Source organism: Paraglaciecola sp. 25GB23A, assembly GCF_040012495.1.
In the GTDB taxonomy this organism is placed as follows: domain Bacteria; phylum Pseudomonadota; class Gammaproteobacteria; order Enterobacterales; family Alteromonadaceae; genus Paraglaciecola.
On the sequence record NZ_JBDYKM010000003.1, the window covers coordinates 301,196 to 319,375 of the forward strand.

Genomic DNA, 18,180 nt, shown 5'->3' on the forward strand with positions numbered 1-18,180 from the left:
TTATGCATTATTATGCTATTCGCAAAAAATCATTTTTGTTTTAACTCGATGTGAATTAACTTTTTTTTTACATTTATCAGTGTAATTTCTAATTTATTTATAGCTTATAACCAAGTCAATGAAAATAACTAAGCATCTGTTTTATATGGATTTATCAAGCATCAAACGCAACATGCAAATAAATATATTACGAATGACACACTTGGCAATTGATTTATAAATCGAGACTCGGTATTTTGTATGCCCTGCTTAATATAAATATTCGATACTCGACTGGTATCTCCAATAATAATTACGAACGAAAAATAGGCATTTGGGTTGGCTTTTTTTAGTCATTCCACGTATTAACGTGCATCAAATGCCATCTCTATAGCAGCTGACATAATAAGTTACATCCAGTCGATAATTGAAGGAGTTAAGGTAATGAGTTTATATCATCCCAATGATTCAAAGGATAATTGTGGTTTCGGCCTAATCGCCCACACAACCGGTGAAGCAAGCCACAAGATAGTCAGTACAGCTATCCATGCACTGGATCGTATGCAACATCGAGGCGGCATTGCCGCAGACGGTAAAACCGGCGATGGCTGTGGTTTATTGATGCAAAAACCCAATAGCTTCTTTCAAGCAATTGCCAGCGAGAATGGCTGGAAGTTAAGTAAAAAGTATGCCGTCGGGATGGTATTTTTATCACAAAACAAGGCATTAGCTGAGGCAGCTCGTTCTGTATTAAACGAAGAATTAGAGCGAGAAACCCTCAATGTTGTCGGGTGGCGTATCGTGCCAACTGATCACTCTGTATTGGGTGACTTGGCTGCTACGGGTGTGCCTCAAATTGAGCAAGTATTTGTCAATGCCCCCTCTGGATGGCGTAAACGTGATGTCGAACGCCGCCTATATATGGCTCGTCGTAGAACAGAAAAACGCTTAACTACCGATCCAGATTTTTATGTGGCTTGTTTGTCTGGTTTGGTGTCGATTTATAAGGGCTTAGTGATGCCCATCGATTTGCCTAAATTCTATTTAGACCTAGCCGATGAGCGCATGCAATCAGCTATATGCGTATTCCACCAACGTTTTTCTACCAACACCTTACCTCGTTGGCCCTTGGCTCAACCTTTCCGCTTTTTAGCTCATAATGGTGAAATTAACACCATTCGTGGTAATCGTGATTGGTCGAGAGCACGAAGCAATAAATTTGTTACTCCTTTATTGCCAGATTTACAGGATGCAGCCCCTTTTGTAAACCTTGAAGGCTCAGACTCGTCTTCACTGGATAATATGCTGGAACTATTTTTGGCCGGCGGTATGGATATCTTCCGTGCCATGCGTTTACTGGTGCCACCAGCGTATCAAAATAACAAAACCATGGATGACGATCTGCGTGCTTTTTACGAGTTTAACTCAATGCACATGGAACCATGGGACGGCCCTGCCGGTATCGTATTAACCAATGGTCGCCATGTGGCCTGTAATCTAGATCGTAATGGCCTGCGTCCCGCCCGTTATGTATTGACTAAAGACGGGTTAATTACCTTGGCCTCTGAAGTCGGGATTTGGGATTACGAACCACAAGATGTGATTGAAAAGGGCCGTGTTGGCCCCGGTGAAATGTTAGCCGTAGATACCTATACAGGCAAAATTTGGCGCTCCACTGAAATCGATAACGAATTAAAAGAACGCCATCCCTATCGGGAGTGGATCAATAAACATATCAAACGTTTAGCCCCTATCGAACAATGTGATGCAAGCAGTATTGGTAAAAGAGTCTTTAGTGATGACATGATGGCGACGTATCACAAGCTGTTTAATTATTCATATGAAGAAATGCAGCAGATCATTAAGGTACTGGCGAAAGATGGCCAAGAAGCAGTTGGTTCAATGGGCGATGATACGCCCATGGCCGTATTGTCCTCCAAACAACGCATTATATATGACTATTTTCGTCAACAGTTTGCTCAAGTGACTAACCCGCCGATCGACTCACTAAGAGAAAATCACGTGATGTCATTGGCTACCTGTATAGGTCGTGAACAAAACGTATTTAGCGAAACTTCTGGTTATGCCCAACGTGTATTGTTTGATTCGCCTATCTTGGTTTATACCGATTTGAAACAATTACGCGAATTTGATTCAGAGCATTACTATTCTGAAAAAGTAGATTTGAATTACTTGCCAGAAGAAGGTTTGAAAAAAGCCATCGAACGTATTTGTAATGAAGTGGAATACTTGGTTAAAACCAAGCGTGCTACCTTTGTTATTTTGTCGGATCGTGAAATAAAAGCCAACAAATTGCCCATACCCGCAGCGATGGCGGTTGGCGCAGTGCAGAAGCGTTTGATCGATAAAGCGCTGCGCTGTGACGCTAATATTGTAGTTGAAACGGCTTCTGCACGTGATCCTCATCATTTTGCCGTCTTAATTGGTCTTGGTGCCACGGCAATTTATCCCTTTTTAGCGTATGAGACCATTGAACAGATGGTTGAGAAAGGTGATCTCGAAATTGATGCCATGCAAGCCACCCTAAACTATCGTAAAGGGATTAATAAGGGTTTGTACAAAATCATGTCTAAAATGGGCATCAGCACCGTCGCGAGTTATCGCAGTTCTAAGCTGTTCGAAGCCGTAGGCATCAACAAAGATGTAGTTAAGCTATGTTTCGCTGGTATACCTAGCCGAATTCAAGGCGCCGGTTTTGATGACTTTGAGCAAGACCAGATGAATTTACAGCGTATTGCTTGGTTGAAACGTAAAACGATTTCTCACGGTGGTTTACTTAAGTATGTGCACGGCGGTGAGTATCACGCCTATAACCCAGATGTAGTAACGACCTTACAAAAGGCCGTAGTAAGTGGCAAGTACGAAGATTACAAAGCCTTTTCGACTCTGGTTAATGATAGGGCTCCAGCTCACTTCCGTGATTTGCTCGGTTTAAATCCAGAAAACGCCCCTATAGATATCAGCTTGGTTGAACCCGCCGAAAATTTATTTCCGCGTTTTGATACTGCAGCAATGTCGATTGGCGCCTTAAGTCCTGAAGCCCATGAAGCATTAGCCATCGCCATGAACCGTTTGGGTGGTCGTTCTAATTCTGGTGAAGGAGGTGAAGATCCTAAGCGCTTTAAGACTGAAAAGAACTCAAAAATCAAGCAAGTCGCTTCTGGCCGTTTTGGTGTAACGCCGCATTATTTGGTTAATGCTGAAGTTATTCAGATTAAGGTCGCACAAGGTGCTAAGCCTGGTGAGGGCGGTCAATTACCCGGAGATAAAGTTACTAACTATATTGCAGAGCTGCGTTTTTCTGTTCCCGGTGTGACACTCATTTCTCCACCGCCACACCACGACATCTATTCAATCGAAGATTTAGCCCAGCTAATTTTTGATTTGAAACAAGTTAATCCTAAAGCGCTTATATCGGTCAAGTTAGTTTCTGAACCGGGCGTTGGTACTATTGCGACTGGAGTAGCCAAGGCGTATGCCGATTTGATCACGATCTCAGGCTATGACGGCGGCACGGGTGCAAGTCCACTAACCTCAGTCAAATATGCCGGCAGTCCCTTTGAATTAGGTCTAGCTGAAACTCAGCAAGCCTTAGTAGAAAATGGTTTACGCCACAAGGTGAGAGTACAAACTGATGGTGGTTTAAAAACCGGCTTAGACGTAGTTAAAGCCGCCATCCTGGGCGCCGAAAGTTTCGGCTTCGGAACCGGTCCAATGGTGGCATTAGGTTGTAAATACTTGCGCATCTGTCATTTAAATAACTGTGCAACAGGTGTCGCGACTCAAGATGAAAAGTTGCGCGAAAACTACTTCATCGGTTTACCCGATATGGTCATGAATTATTTCAAATTTATTGCTCAAGAAGTACGTGAAATTCTGGCCAGTATGGGTGTGCAAAAACTCGATGATATTATTGGACGCACAGAGTTGTTAAAAACCCTGAGTGGTTTAACTGCTAAACAAAATAAACTGGACTTAAGTCCTTTGTTGGCAAAATTTAAAGCGGGCTCACACACGAGTTTATTCTGCTCGCAAACCACCAATGCGCCGCTCGACAAAGGTGACTTAAACCAACAAATATTAGCCGACGCTAAACACGCTATCGTCTCAGGTAAAGGGGCTCACTTACGTTATCCAATCCGTAATACGGATCGCTCTGTCGGCGCAACCTTATCGGGCGAAATTGCCATGGTGCACGGCAACCATGCGATGCATGATGCGCCTATTCAAATTCACTTCACAGGAACAGCAGGCCAGAGTTTTGGTGTATGGAACGCTGGCGGCTTAGAAATGCGCTTGGTCGGTGATGCTAACGACTATGTAGGTAAGGGCATGACCGGTGGCCAATTGGTTATTCATCCACCACGTAATATTACCTTCGATCCTCATGTGAGTGCGATTATGGGTAATACCTGTCTTTATGGTGCGACTGGCGGCAAATTATTTGCTGCGGGCCGAGCAGGTGAACGTTTTGCGGTACGTAACTCAGGTGCCATTGCGGTGGTTGAGGGTACCGGTGACAACGCCTGTGAATACATGACAGGAGGCATTGTAGCGATACTGGGCTCTACTGGGGTTAACTTTGGTGCAGGTATGACAGGCGGTTTTGCTTACATATTAGATGAATTAAACGACTTGGATAATCGCGTTAACAAGGAGCTGGTCGAGATTCTCGATATTGGCGATAAAGTTATCTTATCCGAACATTTACGCGGTTTAATTAATCAACATTACGAACTAACTGGCAGTGAACATGCATTGAATTTACTTACACATTTTGCCGAGGAATTACCACGCTTTAGATTGGTAAAACCCAAAACAAGTGATGTTAAGAATTTGCTGGGCCACATAAGTCGCTCAACCGCTGAGCTGCGTTTGCAAGCTCAATAAGCAGTAGGATTAAATTATATGGCTAAGAATGTTTATCAATTTGTAGATGTGGAACGCATCGATCCGCCTAAAAAGCCGATTTTGTTGCGCAAGGAAGAGTTCGCTGAGATTTATCAACCGTTAACTCAAAGCCAAACAGAAGGGCAAGCTGACCGTTGTTTAGATTGTGGTAATCCTTATTGTGAATGGAAATGTCCGGTACATAACTTTATTCCGCAATGGTTAGCTCTAGCTAACGAGGGCAAAATAATTGAAGCGGCTGAGCTTTCCCATAAAACCAACAGCCTGCCTGAAGTTTGTGGAAGAGTGTGTCCGCAAGATAGGTTGTGTGAAGGGGCTTGTACCTTAAACGACGATTTTGGCGCCGTGACTATTGGTAGCATTGAAAAATATATTACCGATACGGCCTTTAAGATGGGCTGGCGTCCTGACATGTCAGGTGTGGTTAAAACCAATAAAAAGGTGGCTATCGTTGGCGCTGGTCCGGCCGGTTTAGCCTGTGCAGATATACTTGTGCGTAACGGCGTGAAACCTGTTGTCTATGATAAGTACCCAGAGATTGGTGGTTTGCTGACCTTTGGTATCCCTGCTTTTAAATTAGAAAAAGAAGTGATCAAGCTGCGCAAACAAATCTTTTCTGATATGGGCGTTGAGTTTGTACTCAATACTGATATTGGTAAGGATATGCCGTTCCAACAGTTATTGGATCAATACGACGCAGTATTTTTAGGCATGGGCACGTATAAACCTATGCAGGGTGGTTTTGCCCATGAGAAAGCCCCTGGTGTGCACGAAGCCTTACCTTTCTTAATTGCTAATATTAACCGTCATATGGGTTTAGAAAAAGATCCTAGTGATTTTATCGATATGCAAGGTAAAAAAGTGGTGGTATTAGGTGGTGGTGATACCACCATGGATTGCGTCAGAACCTCTATTCGTCAGGGTGCAACCAGTGTTACGTGTGCTTATCGCCGTGATGAAGAAAGTATGCCTGGTTCACGCAAAGAAGTGGTTAACGCCAAAGAAGAGGGTGTTGAGTTTAAATTTAACTTACAGCCTCTTGATATCGCAGTCGATGAAAATGGCCAAGCCATCGGTGTTCGACTTGTCAAAACTGAAATGGGCGCGCCTGATGCACAAGGCCGCCGCAGTCCAGTCGTGATTGAAGGCTCTGAACATGTACTTGAGGCAGATGCCATCATCATTGCCTTTGGTTTCCAGCCTAGTCCTGCCGGTTGGTTTGGTGAGTTCGGCATAATGTTAGATGAAAAAGGCCGAGTCAGAGCTCCAGCAAAAGGTAAGTTTGCTTTTCAAACCTCGAATCCAAAGATCTTCTCAGGTGGGGATATGGTTAGAGGCTCAGATTTGGTGGTCACGGCCATTTTTGAGGGGCGAGAGGCTGCTGAAGGTATACTGGATTATATTGGCGTGTAATCAAGATACTCCACATTAAAATAAGATCATCAAAGGGAGCCTAGGCTCCCTTTTTAATTATGCACTTTCATCTGCTATTTGTTTTAAGGCCTGGGCGAAAACGGCCGCAGGTTGTCCGCCGCTAATGAGATGTTTATCATTAACAATAACCGCGGGAACCGACGTTATCCCAGCGCTTTGAAAGTGCTGCTGAGCCGCGCGTACTTCTTGAATAAACTGCTCAGACTCCAGAACATTCTGTGCCGCTTTTACGTCTAGTCCTAGCGTTTTTACGACATCTAATAATTGTTGATGATCACTGGGATCGCCGCCTTGTTTAAAATACAAGTCGAACAAGGCCAACTTTAACTCAGTTTGCTTGCCTTGGGACTCTGCCCAGTGCAACAATCGATGGGCATCAAAGGTATTATAAATACGCCCGCCCCCACGCTGCCCAAAAGCGTAACCCACATCTAAACCACGTTGTTTGATCATCTCACGATTATTGTCGGCTTGCTGCGCACTAATGCCATATTTTTGGGTAATGTGCTCGGTGATTTCCTGCCCCTCTTTCGGCATCTGCGGATTCAATTCAAAAGGCTGCCACCTAATATCAGCCTGAATATCATCTTGTAACTCGGTCAAAGCCTGCTCTAAGCCTTTATAGCCGATAATGCACCAAGGACAGGAAACGTCTGACACAATATCAATTTTCAGTTTTTTCATTTATTAAATACTCCCATTAACTTGGTTTATTCTTTTCACTTTATGGTCACATTGCGCTAGGCAAATTAGCCAAGGAGATTGCGCTTAAATCTGCACTTTTTTAGGTCGATTCACCCGCCTAATGACACTAAACAATGCCGTAAAAATAAGCTCAATCAATATACTCAGCGACAAAGCGATAGTTATGCCCCACAGTAAGGCGCTCGGCTGTAAAATAAGCACGTAGGTATACTGGGCCAAGGTTTCGCGCATAATGGCATCATCATGCTTAAACACCACATGAAAAGTGCCGATTAATGCGCCTTGCTGCAATAGTTCGAGCTCTTCTGCTAATAAAGCCACTCGTTGCACAATAAATTGAATATTATTCGCATCTTGTTTAAACACCACATCGTCACTGGCTAAATAGTGAGCCACTAATTTTTTTATATCACCAGCAAAATAACGCTCGGCCGTTTGTTGAAATCCAGCTAGGTTTTGCTGTGATTCCAATAACTTTGCATCGACGCGTTTAGCATATTGATCAACTACCGCCGGCAGCTGGACACCAACCAACAAACCGACAGAAAATACAATAAGGCGCAGATAGTCTTTAATTATTTTCATATTGAGGATATACCCTAGCGTAAAGCTTTATACCTATTTAAGTACAAATAAGGTTGCCGCAGTTTCACTGAGCTTCTATAGTAAAACCTAACATTATTTATGAGTGCTTAGCTTTGTTTAATTTTTCCAAAGGCCTACGTTGTTTTTCTTGTTTTATTATCACTATTGCCTATTCGGGCTTAAGTACTATGGCACACTCTACGTCAATGTCATGCCCGACTCAATTTCATGAGCTTCCCTTAGCGCCATCCGCAGGCTTCTGTCAGGTTTTCGATCAAGAATTACCTGCTAGCATGTCTTATTTTGCTAATTTAAACCAAGCTGCAGTTAAAGATTTTTACCTAGAAGCACTTGGTACACCAAACCAAGACGTAATGGAAAAAGGCCGTAACCTATTGAACTATCAAGACCGCCAATTAACGATTGTCATTTCGCCTGATGGAATTGGTAGTCAGATTGACGTACTGCTCAAAGATAAATAACCGTTAACTTTATAGTTTATTGCCAGCCAACTTAGGCTTTCTTTACACTGCATTAAGCGGATCCCGCCCTATAAGGTCGATTAGATCTGCACAACATAGACTCCCACCAACACCATTCGTTAGCCAATACAGCTGTTGGCACTCTCCTTGCTAAATCAACTTCATACTATCTAACGTTGCCAATAAAGTGGCAGAGCAGGAGAAAAAATGGAATTAGTCATTATTTTAATGATTTTGCTGATCATAGTGGCTGTAGCGGCCATAAAACTTAACGAGCCTGCCCTAGCCTTTCCTTTTAAAAAGAAACCAAGCCTTTTTACTCCGGTCGAAAGGAGCTTTTTAATGCTAATCGAAGAGGCAGTGGGCAGAGATTACCGTATTTTATGTCGAGTAAAATTAGTCGATATTTTGGCGGTGCGTCAAAGTACTGACAGAAAAACCAGCAAAAATGCCGTAAACCGAGCTAACTCGCGTTACTTAGATTTTGTTTTGTGTTCAAAAGACGATATGACGCCAGTGATCGCAGTAGACCTGGTGCACGACAATGGTAAAGAGGGTTATAAAAAGCAAAAAGATTGGTTTGTAACGGGCTCGCTTGATGCAGCAAATATTCCTCATGTCAGAATTAAAGTACGCTCTGGCTATCAAGCGCAAGAGATAAAAGAATGTATTGAGGCCAAGTTACCTAACAGACGGCCTCAAAAATTAAAACCGCCTATCATGCAGGGCACTTTGAATTTGCCAGATGAGTTAAAACAAAAGGCCAAACCTACTCGCCCGGTAGGACGTAATCCTATCGCTGCGTAATTCGCGTTGGGTAGTAAGGAAAACAAATACAAAAAAACCAGCTAAATAAGCTGGTTTTTTATGTAAGCCAGATGCGACTTATTTACCTTTTACAAACTCAACACCCAATTGGATGTCACCACGTAAACCGTCTAACATAGCTTCTTTGGCATTTTGCTCGAAGGCACTTAATTCGCCATAAGATAGAATTTCTTCTACCCCATTTTTGCCTAAACGCACTGGGTGAGAGAAAAATACCGCATCAGCGCTGTTAGTTTCAACATAGGTATATTCAACCACATTGTCACCACGCATTGCTGCGACTAAAGACAAACAGAAACGAGCTGCCGCTTGACCCATAGATAGAGTAGCTGATCCGCCACCGGCTTTAGCTTCGACAACTTCTGTACCAGCGTTTTGAATGCGAGTCGTTAAGCTTGTTACTTCTTCATCGGTAAAATCAACACCTTCAACTTGTGATAACAAAGGTAAAATGGTTGTACCAGAGTGGCCGCCAATAACTGGCACGTGCACGTTGGCTGGATTTAAACCTTTCAAATTGCCTACAAAAGTTTCAGCACGGATAACATCTAGAGTTGTTACACCGAACAATTTATTTTTGTTATATACACCTTTAGCTTTCAATGCTTCAGCAGCGATAGCAACCGTCGTATTGACAGGGTTGGTAATCACACAAATACAAGCTTCAGGACAGGTGTCTGCAATAGCATCAATCAAGTTTCTAACGATACCTGCATTGATGTTAAACAAGTCAGAACGATCCATACCAGGCTTACGTGGAACACCTGCAGGAATCAATACGATATCGCATCCTGTCAACGCATCGGCTAGGTTGTCTTTACCAAAACCTGCGACTTTTACGTCAGTGGGGATATGGCTTAAGTCAACTGCAACGCCAGGAACAACTGGAGCAACATCATATAATGACAATTCTGAACCGGCTGGTAATTGTGTTTTTAACAACAATGACAATGCCTGACCTATACCACCTGCAGCACCAAGTACAGCTACTTTCATAATTCTCTCCTGTGTAAAGCGATTTGCTAAGTAATTTACCTTGATTATAAGGAATTTATATTCAAGGCTTGGGGAAAACGCCTATCATACTACCTCGTTGTTTTTTTTGTAACTCGATTACTCACTGAAACAACAGGCAAATTGCTTAAACTGCAGCAATGCGGCAAAATACCCATCAAAAATCGAGGAAGCTATGGCCACTATTAAGCAAGAAGCGTTAATTAGAGCATTCAAAGATATATTGAACACCGAGAACTTTGGCTCTCAAGGTGACATTGTTGATGCACTAAAAGAGCAAGCGTTCGACAATATCAGTCAGTCGAAAGTATCAAGAATGCTCAGTAAGTTTGGCGCTGTAAGGACGCGTAATGCCCGAGGAGACATGGTTTATTGCCTTCCCCCTGAGTTGGGTATGCCAACAGCCAAAAGCCCCTTAAAACAGCTTGTATTGGATATTGTCCATAACAATGTCATGGTGATCATTCGTACCAGCCCGGGTGCCGCTCAATTAATTGCTCGTTTACTTGATTCTTTAGGTAAAAAAGATGGGGTTCTTGGCACTATTGCAGGTGACGATACTATTTTCATCGCCCCATCTGACATTACCAAAATTGAAGAAATCCGCGAAAAAGTAGAAGCTCTTTTTGACAACGTCTGAGTCTACTAACTATTTACTAGTAACTAGCTACTAGAACAAAACTAAAACGAATTAACACAGAGGTCACAAAGGCAAGCGTTATAAATAGTTTAGCGACGTTTTTCTAGGTGACCTAAGTGATATAGCCTATTCCATTATTATTGCTCTAGGGTAACATCAACCCATACCAAACGATGATCTGACGAGGCTTGGCGGTCTTTAACCAGTGGTGCTAGTATGGAGTCAGGTTCAGGCCAAAATACGCCACTATCCACCAAGCTAAGTCCATAGGTCGACGGCAGCACATAATCGGCGCGCAAGCCCCAATCTGCGGTATAAGTGCTGGCAGCTATATCTGTTGGCCGGTGTAAACGCCCTCCTTCACTATGAGGAATATTTTGAATCACCTTAGACGAATAAACTAAGGCTGATATTGCCTCTTTCATGCTATCGCCATTGTCCACAGCACTATTGAGATCACCCAAAATCACAAAACGCGAAGACGGTGTAAGGCCCCCATGTAAGCCCTTATCATCATAAATATAGCTTGCCTTCTGTACATCTACATAGTCATTCCAAAAACGTACTTCATCATGATTACGTTTGCCATTCCGATTTTCAGGCCCATCAAACACCGGCGGCGTTGGGTGGCTGGCCAGCAGATGAATAGTTCTGCCATTTACATCGATGGGTAAATCCCAATGGGACTTAGACGATAAGCGCAGGACGCTCTGTGCTTCAGCGGAATACCAAGCCTGGCCTTGCTCATTTTTGACCGTCTTCATTAGGTTGTCTGGCATGTCTTGCCATAAAAAATGTTGAAAAGTACGTACAGCGTTTTTATCAATTGGATAGCGGCTAAGTATCACCATGCCGTATTGTCCTGGGTATAGGCCAAATCCGAAGGCATCACCACCTTTACCACTAGCTACGCCATCCTTGTCTAAATCCAAGCCTGAATCCACCCCTGTATTGACTGCTGCACTGTAAAAATAGGGATAATTTATGGCTTTGGCTTGGTCTTGAGCCACATTAAGATACTTTGTGAGAAAGGCTTTAATGCCTTTTTCGTCATTTGCTGTGTAGTCAAACTCATTTAATAAAATAATATCGGGTCTAACTATCTGAATAATATGGGCAATATTATTGATCTGTTGATTTTTACCACTGGCCAACTGTGCAAAAAGTTCATTACCACTGAGCGCACTGTCGGCTGGTGCATAATTTCCAGCCTCCATACTGACATTGAAAGTAGCAATACGCAGGGTTTGGGCTAGAGCACAACTCATAAACGTTCCTAACAACACTGATAATAATAGTTTCAACATAAACGATTCCAGCAGTAATCTCAGTAAAAAAAAAGCCGATCAAAAGATCGGCTTTAGCGTTATCAAACTAGCTTGATATTAGAACTTGTATTTAACACCCATACGCACTTCCCATAATGAAGCGCCACGGTTGATACCTTGTTCAGATGCATTGTAATCTGAATAAACATATTGGTTTTGGTCATTGATCGTTGCTGAGATGACATCATCACCAACAAATGAACCTTGACGGAATACACCCCAATCATCATTCAATAAGTTACCCAAGTTTTGCACAACCAAGAAAGCACTTGCTTTGTGGCCTTCATAAAACGCAGGAAGCTCTTGCTCAACACGAACGTCAAACTTCACCCACCAATCGGCAGAAGAAGAGTTACGATCCATGATACCGCCACGAGTAAGGCCTTCATCTTCGATTAGCTTGTTGAAGCCAGCAAGATCAAAATCATCACCGTAAACAACTAAAGGATCATTTTCCAATGGTACATAAATCAAGCTTCTGTAATCATTAGAATCATTAAACATTCTAGCATTGTTGAAAGTATAAGAAATTGGCTTACCTTCGTTAGCTGAACCAAACAAACTAAACCTCGTATCAAGTCCGTCAATGAACTCTTGCTTGTAGCTTAAGCTCAAAGTAAAGCGGTGACGAGTTTCATAATCAGAGGTATATACACCTGGATTATTCAAGTCAGAAGTAGCGACGTTATTAAAGTTAGACCCAGCTGTTGAACTGGTCATTGGGCTTACGTCTGTAGAGCGTGTAAAGGCATAGGCCAAGCTTGCATCTAGACCAAAGTCGTAATCCTTTTGTACTGCAAAAGATACCACTTTAGAATCGCCGTCAGACCCTTTTACGTTAGTCAACATTAAGTCATTTCCTTCGAAACGACCGTTTGAGGTATAAAGTGGACGACCGTCAGGTGCATCAGCGCCAGAGTCACTTAAGCTAAGATCAACCAAGATAGGTGAGTCTTTTTTCTTGGTATACATCAAATCTGCACTAAATATATAGTCATCTTCAGTGATGTATTTACCACCTAGAGCCAATTTCCACTCATGAGGCATCTTAAAGTCTGGGTCAGTTGCGTTTACGCCGCCATCACCAGAGGTAATAGACGTATTGGCAACAGCATCAAACATCGCTTGAGGGATGTCATAGATAGGTCGACCTTGACCTGTAAGCTCTGTATTAAATAAGGTATCAAAACTTGCAATTGCATTCTCACGTACACCAATGTTGGTTACACCATCATTAGAGTAAGAGTTTGAAATCCAAACATTAGGGTTACCACCAGAGTAACGACCCACACCACCAAATACTTCTAGGTTATCTTGAACACGCCAGTTAAAACCGATGCGCGGCTGAATCAAATCCATACCATCTACAGTACCGGTATTAGCAAAACCATAGCGAGTTTGGAAATTTTGGTTCAATGTAGGAGTATCATCTGTATTGAACTTGTCATAACGCACACCAACCATTAATTGCACATCATCAGTTAGATCAAAATCATCCTGAATATACAAAGTCGTGGTGGTATTAGCGAATGTTGCACCGGCGTCAGCTGGATTGTTGGTTCCGGCTGAGTTGTTGTAATAAATACGGTTAGGTTTGCCCGCTTCAAAATCAGCAAGTGAGTTGAACTGGTATTCACCCACAGTGTGTTGCATAAACAAGTTAAATACGTCTAATTTTTCGTATTCAATACCACCAGTGATTTTATGGTCACCCATGTAGTAAGTGGCTGCAAACTTGAAGGTATCAGTATCGTAATTCAAGCTGTTTGATTGACGTGAGTCATCTGGACCAATATAAATTGTGCCGCTACCCGCAGTGTTAATTGATGCTTCAGCAAAACCAGATGCAGCATCTAAAGAATTCTGACGGTTAATTAATTCAGATTTACCAATACGTACTTCAGTACTGAAGTCGGCATTCCAGTCTGAATAAACAGATACAACCATGTTGGTTAATTCTGCACCGCGTTCATAAAAGTGGTTTGACAAAGACAAACGACTAGAACCGGTATCAGATTGGCTCAAGCTAAAACCATCGTTCCAGTTGTACAAAAATGTTGCGCGGTGATCTTCGTTGATGTTCCAATCTAACTTAACTAAGATTTTTTCATCTTCAACTGGAGCGCTGCCTGGCATGCCGCCAACATCATAGTTATAAACTCGTTGTGCTATCTCAGTAACCTGATCAACTTCGCTTTGGGTTATGCGACCTAATGCATCGTAGTTGTACAACTGCACACCTTCGACCTTCTCATAAGACCCGAAGAAGAACAATGTGTCATTGATAAGTGGGAAGCCAACGTTAACACCATAACGTTTTTCAGTATAATTACCGTTATCTTGTTTTTCGCCTTCTACCGAATCACCTTTTAACGAATCACTGGTGTAGTCGAAAAATGCACTGCCGTGAACTTCATTAGTACCAGATTTAGTTACCGCGTTGATATTACAAGCCGTGAAACCACCGTATTGCACATCAAATGGTGCTAATTCAACTGTAACCTGCTCAATCGCATCAAAAGAGAAAGGCATACGTTCAGTGGGGTAACCGTTGCTGTTCAAACCGAAATTGTCGTTCATGCGCACACCATCAACAGTTAAACTGTTGTAACGAGGGCTGGCACCAGCACACTGAACTGCATCATTAAAACTTTCATCGATATAAACACGTGGGTCGGCACGAATTACATCGTTTATATCACGGTTAATAGACGGCGCGTTTTCTAAATCTTCTAGATTAAAGTTAGCAGCAGGACCTGTATCACCGAACACAGATGTGCTCACGGCTGATGCAGTTACAATTATGCTTTCCATTGCTTGCTCATTTTCCAAAGACAAGTCCATGCCAAACGACTCACCCAAGTTTAGGTAAACATCGTTGATGGTCGTATCTTGGAACTTATCAGAATCGACTTTAATGCTGTAAGGACCGCCAACACGTAAACCCTTAGCAGAAAACTGACCCGTTTCATTAACAGTAGTCGTTTTAGTCGTCCCTGAAGGGATGTGAGTAATAGTAACAACAGTACCTGCAGCAGGCGCGCCCTGCGGCCCGACGATTTTACCGGTAATACCTGATGAGGTTTCCTGTGCCATCGCTACCGTCGACATGCCGATAGACATGGCAACTGCGATCGCGATGCGATTGAGTTTTGTATTTCTTAGCATTGTGTGTGTTTCCTAAGTGTTGTGGTTATCTTATTAGTTTACGTGCTGCGTATTATTTGTTTTTTTTATTGCATTTATATTACTTTGCCGGTCAATAAACAACCAACTTAACCCTGTCAGCGAAAAAACTTTTGTTCATCGTTAAACACTTACGGAACTTATCAACAAAATTCGGACCGAAGGATCAGTTCATTTACGACGATGCAAATTTTCTCGTGCCTAGTGTGCAGATCGTGCACTAAATAAAAAGCATTTATCGACATTCATAACTACTTATCAATAGTGTTTAAAATTCAAAGAGTTAACTCTTACCAGTAAACTTACCTATTGCAATAAGTAAGACTAACTGGTCAAATTAGCTCAACCGGTAAAAACATCCAAAAACCATGGCGTTAAAAATAGTTTATCTAAGCAAGTATCATCTTATACTTATTACTACCTTTCTAGCCTTGTTGTGTGGCTATTTAGGTTATGTTAATAGTGAAAAAAAAATTATTGAAATTCCCAATTTAATTACTGAATCCATTGCCTGCGTGACACATTCTGCCACAAATAACGAAAAATTTGAGGCTTTTATTACTGATCAGCCAATGGCTCGGCAATTACTAAGCAACTTGTGTAGCAATCCGGTGATCAATCGCCAGTTTGGCAAAGTGGAGGTCCACTGGAGTCACAATGAACAAGAAATATCGCAATATGTGGGTAAAGGTATTGCTAATTTAGCCCTTGTTAAAGAAAACGTTATGCAGGCATTTGCTACCCAAGTCACTCATGGCTACAAAATAATTGCTCAATATGAAGATTATTCCGCCTACTTATTTTCTTTAAAGGAAAAACCCCTGCTCACTAAACAATATTTATGGGGCAAACGGCTAGGATTACTCGATTATCCAAGTAGCCGCTCTGGACATATTGTACCGAAGAGACTGCTAACAGAGTTAGGTATTGGCGATGACAACATGCAAATTACCTATGTGAAATCACACGAAGCCCTGCGAGACCTGCTTGCCTCAGGTCAGGTTGATCTTATTTCAAGCTTTTGGCAAGTGCAGGATACTGAGCGATTTTCAGCCAACTACATTACACCGATTGAAACTCAAGTCAGTGGTAGTAAATGGTATTTAAAAATGCCGACCAATAACACTGACCTACTCTGTGCACTGCAACAATCTCTATTTGAACTCTCAGATGAAATACATTCTCAATATTACAGTAGCTTAAAACTCCCTTCATTTGGCTGCCTTGCCAATGAAGGGATTGAATTGAAGGGTCCGCAAAATGAACCGTAAACTTGCGGCATTTTTATTGTTTCTCGGCCTATGCTTGTTGTTTCAAATAGCCTTTAGTATTGGACTGTTTTATCAAAATACGCTGAACAATGAACGCACTATTGCCAGTATTGAAACCCGAATTGCATTAGATTTATCTCGCTTAAAAATAGCTAACAAAAAATTTCGCACAGCGGCAGATCCAACATCAATTCAACAATATTTACACGATATGAATGAAACGTTGCAGCAAATTGACTCTTCGGTACTAGTGGTGAGTTTACAAGACATAAGTATTAAGGATAAAAATGTGGGTCAGGCAACTAAGCAAAGAGTATTAAAAAGTCCTGAGCAAGATGTCGGTATTGAAGTTCAGCTTATACCAATCAATTGGTGGGCAAGCTTAACTCTAGTTGCGCCATTATTTGCGCTACTGGTCAGTGGATTGCGTTATCAATATCCCTCTGTTAAAAAGTCTAACCGTAAAATGTTGGAAGCCATTATCCCTGAGCCGGTTATTCAAAAACTGATTATCAACTTAAAAGACAAATCAATAAAATTTGGCACCCATGGTGAGCCAATTTTGCTACCTAACAAACCCTTTTGCTTTTATGCCGCTTTGGTCGACTATTGCAGCCAAACGGACCTACCTAATCTAAAACACAATAATGAAGTACCAAATGAGCTATTGTTGATTGCCAATAAGTATTTTTATCGTTTGATTGAATTAGGTCATACAAAACGCAAGCGTCCAGACTTTAGTGCCAACTTAGATAAAACCCTCAGTGAAATACGCTCTGCTCTGGACGAGGCCTTTAAACACAACTCCGAAATGAAAGAACAATTTTACCCGCCTAAGGCCCAAGGTGAAGGTTCACGCTCAAAAATGCATAATTATGCCATTATCAATCAGCAACCTGAGTTGGTTGAATTTATCGGTAAATAGTTGATACATTTTTGTGTTTACAACTTTTATACATTTACACCTTGTCTTTTCTTGACCAAATGGTCCATTAATCGTAATGTGCGTTTATTAAGTAAGGCAAAACGCAAAAGACTGCTTTGAGAATAAAATTAATGCCTAAAAATGGCGCTTAATTGCATCTGTTAAACTGACTTTTATGCCGTTCACTGGTATCTTTCCTGCAATTATATAAATTACGTTTTGGAGCAGTATGTCTTCCCCTTTAATTATTGCAATATCAGGTGCTTCAGGCTCTGGAAAGTCTCTGTTTACCGAGAATTTGTTGAAAGAATTCTCTGAAGAAGGCAAGCAAGTACAAATCTTGCGCGAAGATCATTACTACCGGGCACAAGATCATCTTCCCATGGCGGAAAGAGAGAAGAATAATTACGATCATCCCAAGGCGTTTGAACATGAGTTGTTAGTTGAACATTTAAAAGCCTTAAAACTGTGGCAGCCTATTGAATATCCACATTATTGTTATAAGACTCACACACGCTTGCAACAGACCCAAACACTTAACTCAGCGCCGGTCATTATTATTGAAGGCATTATGCTATTGGCCAGTCCGCCTTTATTAGCCTTGTTTGATATTAAAATTTTCGTTGATACGCCCTTAGATATTTGTCTGTTACGCAGAATGAAACGCGATATAGCAGAACGAGGCAGAACTTTAGACTCGGTCGCAAAACAATACGAATCAACGGTGAAACCGATGTATCACCAATTTATTGCGCCAAGTCGATTCACGGCAGATGTGATTGTGACTCAAGGTGGCAAAAATAGAATTGCGTTGGATGTTATAAAATCACATATTCAACAAAGTTTATTGCCATAGACTGAAAATATACCC

At 41.8% G+C, this 18,180-nt stretch carries 13 protein-coding genes; 8 read left to right on the forward strand and 5 right to left on the reverse strand.

From position 1 onward, the window contains the following. Positions 1-423 precede the first annotated feature (423 nt). Positions 424-4,890 carry a glutamate synthase large subunit gene (gene gltB / locus ABKW31_RS08605; protein ID WP_348615917.1) on the forward strand — a complete coding sequence of 1,489 codons (4,467 nt, stop codon included), beginning with the start codon at positions 424-426 and terminating at the stop codon, positions 4,888-4,890. A gap of 18 nt (positions 4,891-4,908) precedes the next feature. After that, on the forward strand, positions 4,909-6,324 hold the full coding sequence (locus tag ABKW31_RS08610; protein ID WP_348615918.1) for an FAD-dependent oxidoreductase: 1,416 nt from the start codon (positions 4,909-4,911) through the stop codon (positions 6,322-6,324). A 57-nt stretch (positions 6,325-6,381) separates the two neighbouring features. Here ABKW31_RS08610 and ABKW31_RS08615 read toward each other — a convergent pair whose 3' ends face one another. Both ABKW31_RS08615 and ABKW31_RS08620 read right to left on the reverse strand, forming a co-directional pair. Next, complete coding sequence (locus ABKW31_RS08615) at positions 6,382-7,029, reverse strand: DsbA family oxidoreductase (RefSeq protein WP_348615919.1); 648 nt, start codon at positions 7,027-7,029, stop codon at positions 6,382-6,384. A gap of 84 nt (positions 7,030-7,113) precedes the next feature. Further along, on the reverse strand, positions 7,114-7,635 hold the full coding sequence (locus tag ABKW31_RS08620) for a DUF2937 family protein (RefSeq protein ID WP_348615920.1): 522 nt from the start codon (positions 7,633-7,635) through the stop codon (positions 7,114-7,116). Between the two features lie 113 nt (positions 7,636-7,748). Between ABKW31_RS08620 and ABKW31_RS08625 the strand changes: the two genes are divergently transcribed. Further along, positions 7,749-8,117, forward strand: coding sequence for a hypothetical protein (locus ABKW31_RS08625; RefSeq protein WP_348615921.1), 369 nt, complete (start codon positions 7,749-7,751; stop codon positions 8,115-8,117). A 207-nt stretch (positions 8,118-8,324) separates the two neighbouring features. Further along, positions 8,325-8,924, forward strand: a complete 600-nt coding sequence (locus ABKW31_RS08630; protein WP_348615922.1) for a DUF2726 domain-containing protein — start codon at positions 8,325-8,327, stop codon at positions 8,922-8,924. Positions 8,925-9,002: 78 nt separating this feature from the next. Here the strand turns inward: ABKW31_RS08630 and mdh are convergent, their stop codons facing one another. Further along, positions 9,003-9,941, reverse strand: a complete 939-nt coding sequence (mdh, locus tag ABKW31_RS08635; protein ID WP_348615923.1) for a malate dehydrogenase — start codon at positions 9,939-9,941, stop codon at positions 9,003-9,005. A 193-nt stretch (positions 9,942-10,134) separates the two neighbouring features. On the opposite strand from mdh, the gene argR reads away from it, so the two are divergent. Then, positions 10,135-10,599 carry a transcriptional regulator ArgR gene (gene argR / locus ABKW31_RS08640; protein WP_348615924.1) on the forward strand — a complete coding sequence of 155 codons (465 nt, stop codon included), beginning with the start codon at positions 10,135-10,137 and terminating at the stop codon, positions 10,597-10,599. Between the two features lie 137 nt (positions 10,600-10,736). Here the strand turns inward: argR and ABKW31_RS08645 are convergent, their stop codons facing one another. Both ABKW31_RS08645 and ABKW31_RS08650 read right to left on the reverse strand, forming a co-directional pair. Further along, a complete protein-coding gene (locus tag ABKW31_RS08645; protein ID WP_348615925.1) occupies positions 10,737-11,906 on the reverse strand; it encodes an endonuclease/exonuclease/phosphatase family protein in 1,170 nt (389 codons plus the stop codon). Positions 11,907-11,984: 78 nt separating this feature from the next. Next, positions 11,985-15,095 (reverse strand): TonB-dependent receptor, encoded by a 3,111-nt coding sequence (locus ABKW31_RS08650; RefSeq protein ID WP_348615926.1) that lies wholly within the window; start codon positions 15,093-15,095, stop codon positions 11,985-11,987. 386 nt (positions 15,096-15,481) lie between these two features. Between ABKW31_RS08650 and ABKW31_RS08655 the strand changes: the two genes are divergently transcribed. The 3 genes from ABKW31_RS08655 to udk all read left to right on the forward strand — a co-directional run bounded on the left by ABKW31_RS08655 (position 15,482) and on the right by udk (position 18,165). Further along, positions 15,482-16,384 (forward strand): PhnD/SsuA/transferrin family substrate-binding protein, encoded by a 903-nt coding sequence (locus ABKW31_RS08655; protein WP_348615927.1) that lies wholly within the window; start codon positions 15,482-15,484, stop codon positions 16,382-16,384. Next, complete coding sequence (locus tag ABKW31_RS08660) at positions 16,374-17,309, forward strand: hypothetical protein (protein ID WP_348615928.1); 936 nt, start codon at positions 16,374-16,376, stop codon at positions 17,307-17,309. Before ABKW31_RS08655 ends, ABKW31_RS08660 begins: the two co-directional genes overlap by 11 nt. 229 nt (positions 17,310-17,538) lie before the next feature. Then, complete coding sequence (udk, locus tag ABKW31_RS08665) at positions 17,539-18,165, forward strand: uridine kinase (protein ID WP_348615929.1); 627 nt, start codon at positions 17,539-17,541, stop codon at positions 18,163-18,165. Positions 18,166-18,180 lie beyond the last annotated feature (15 nt).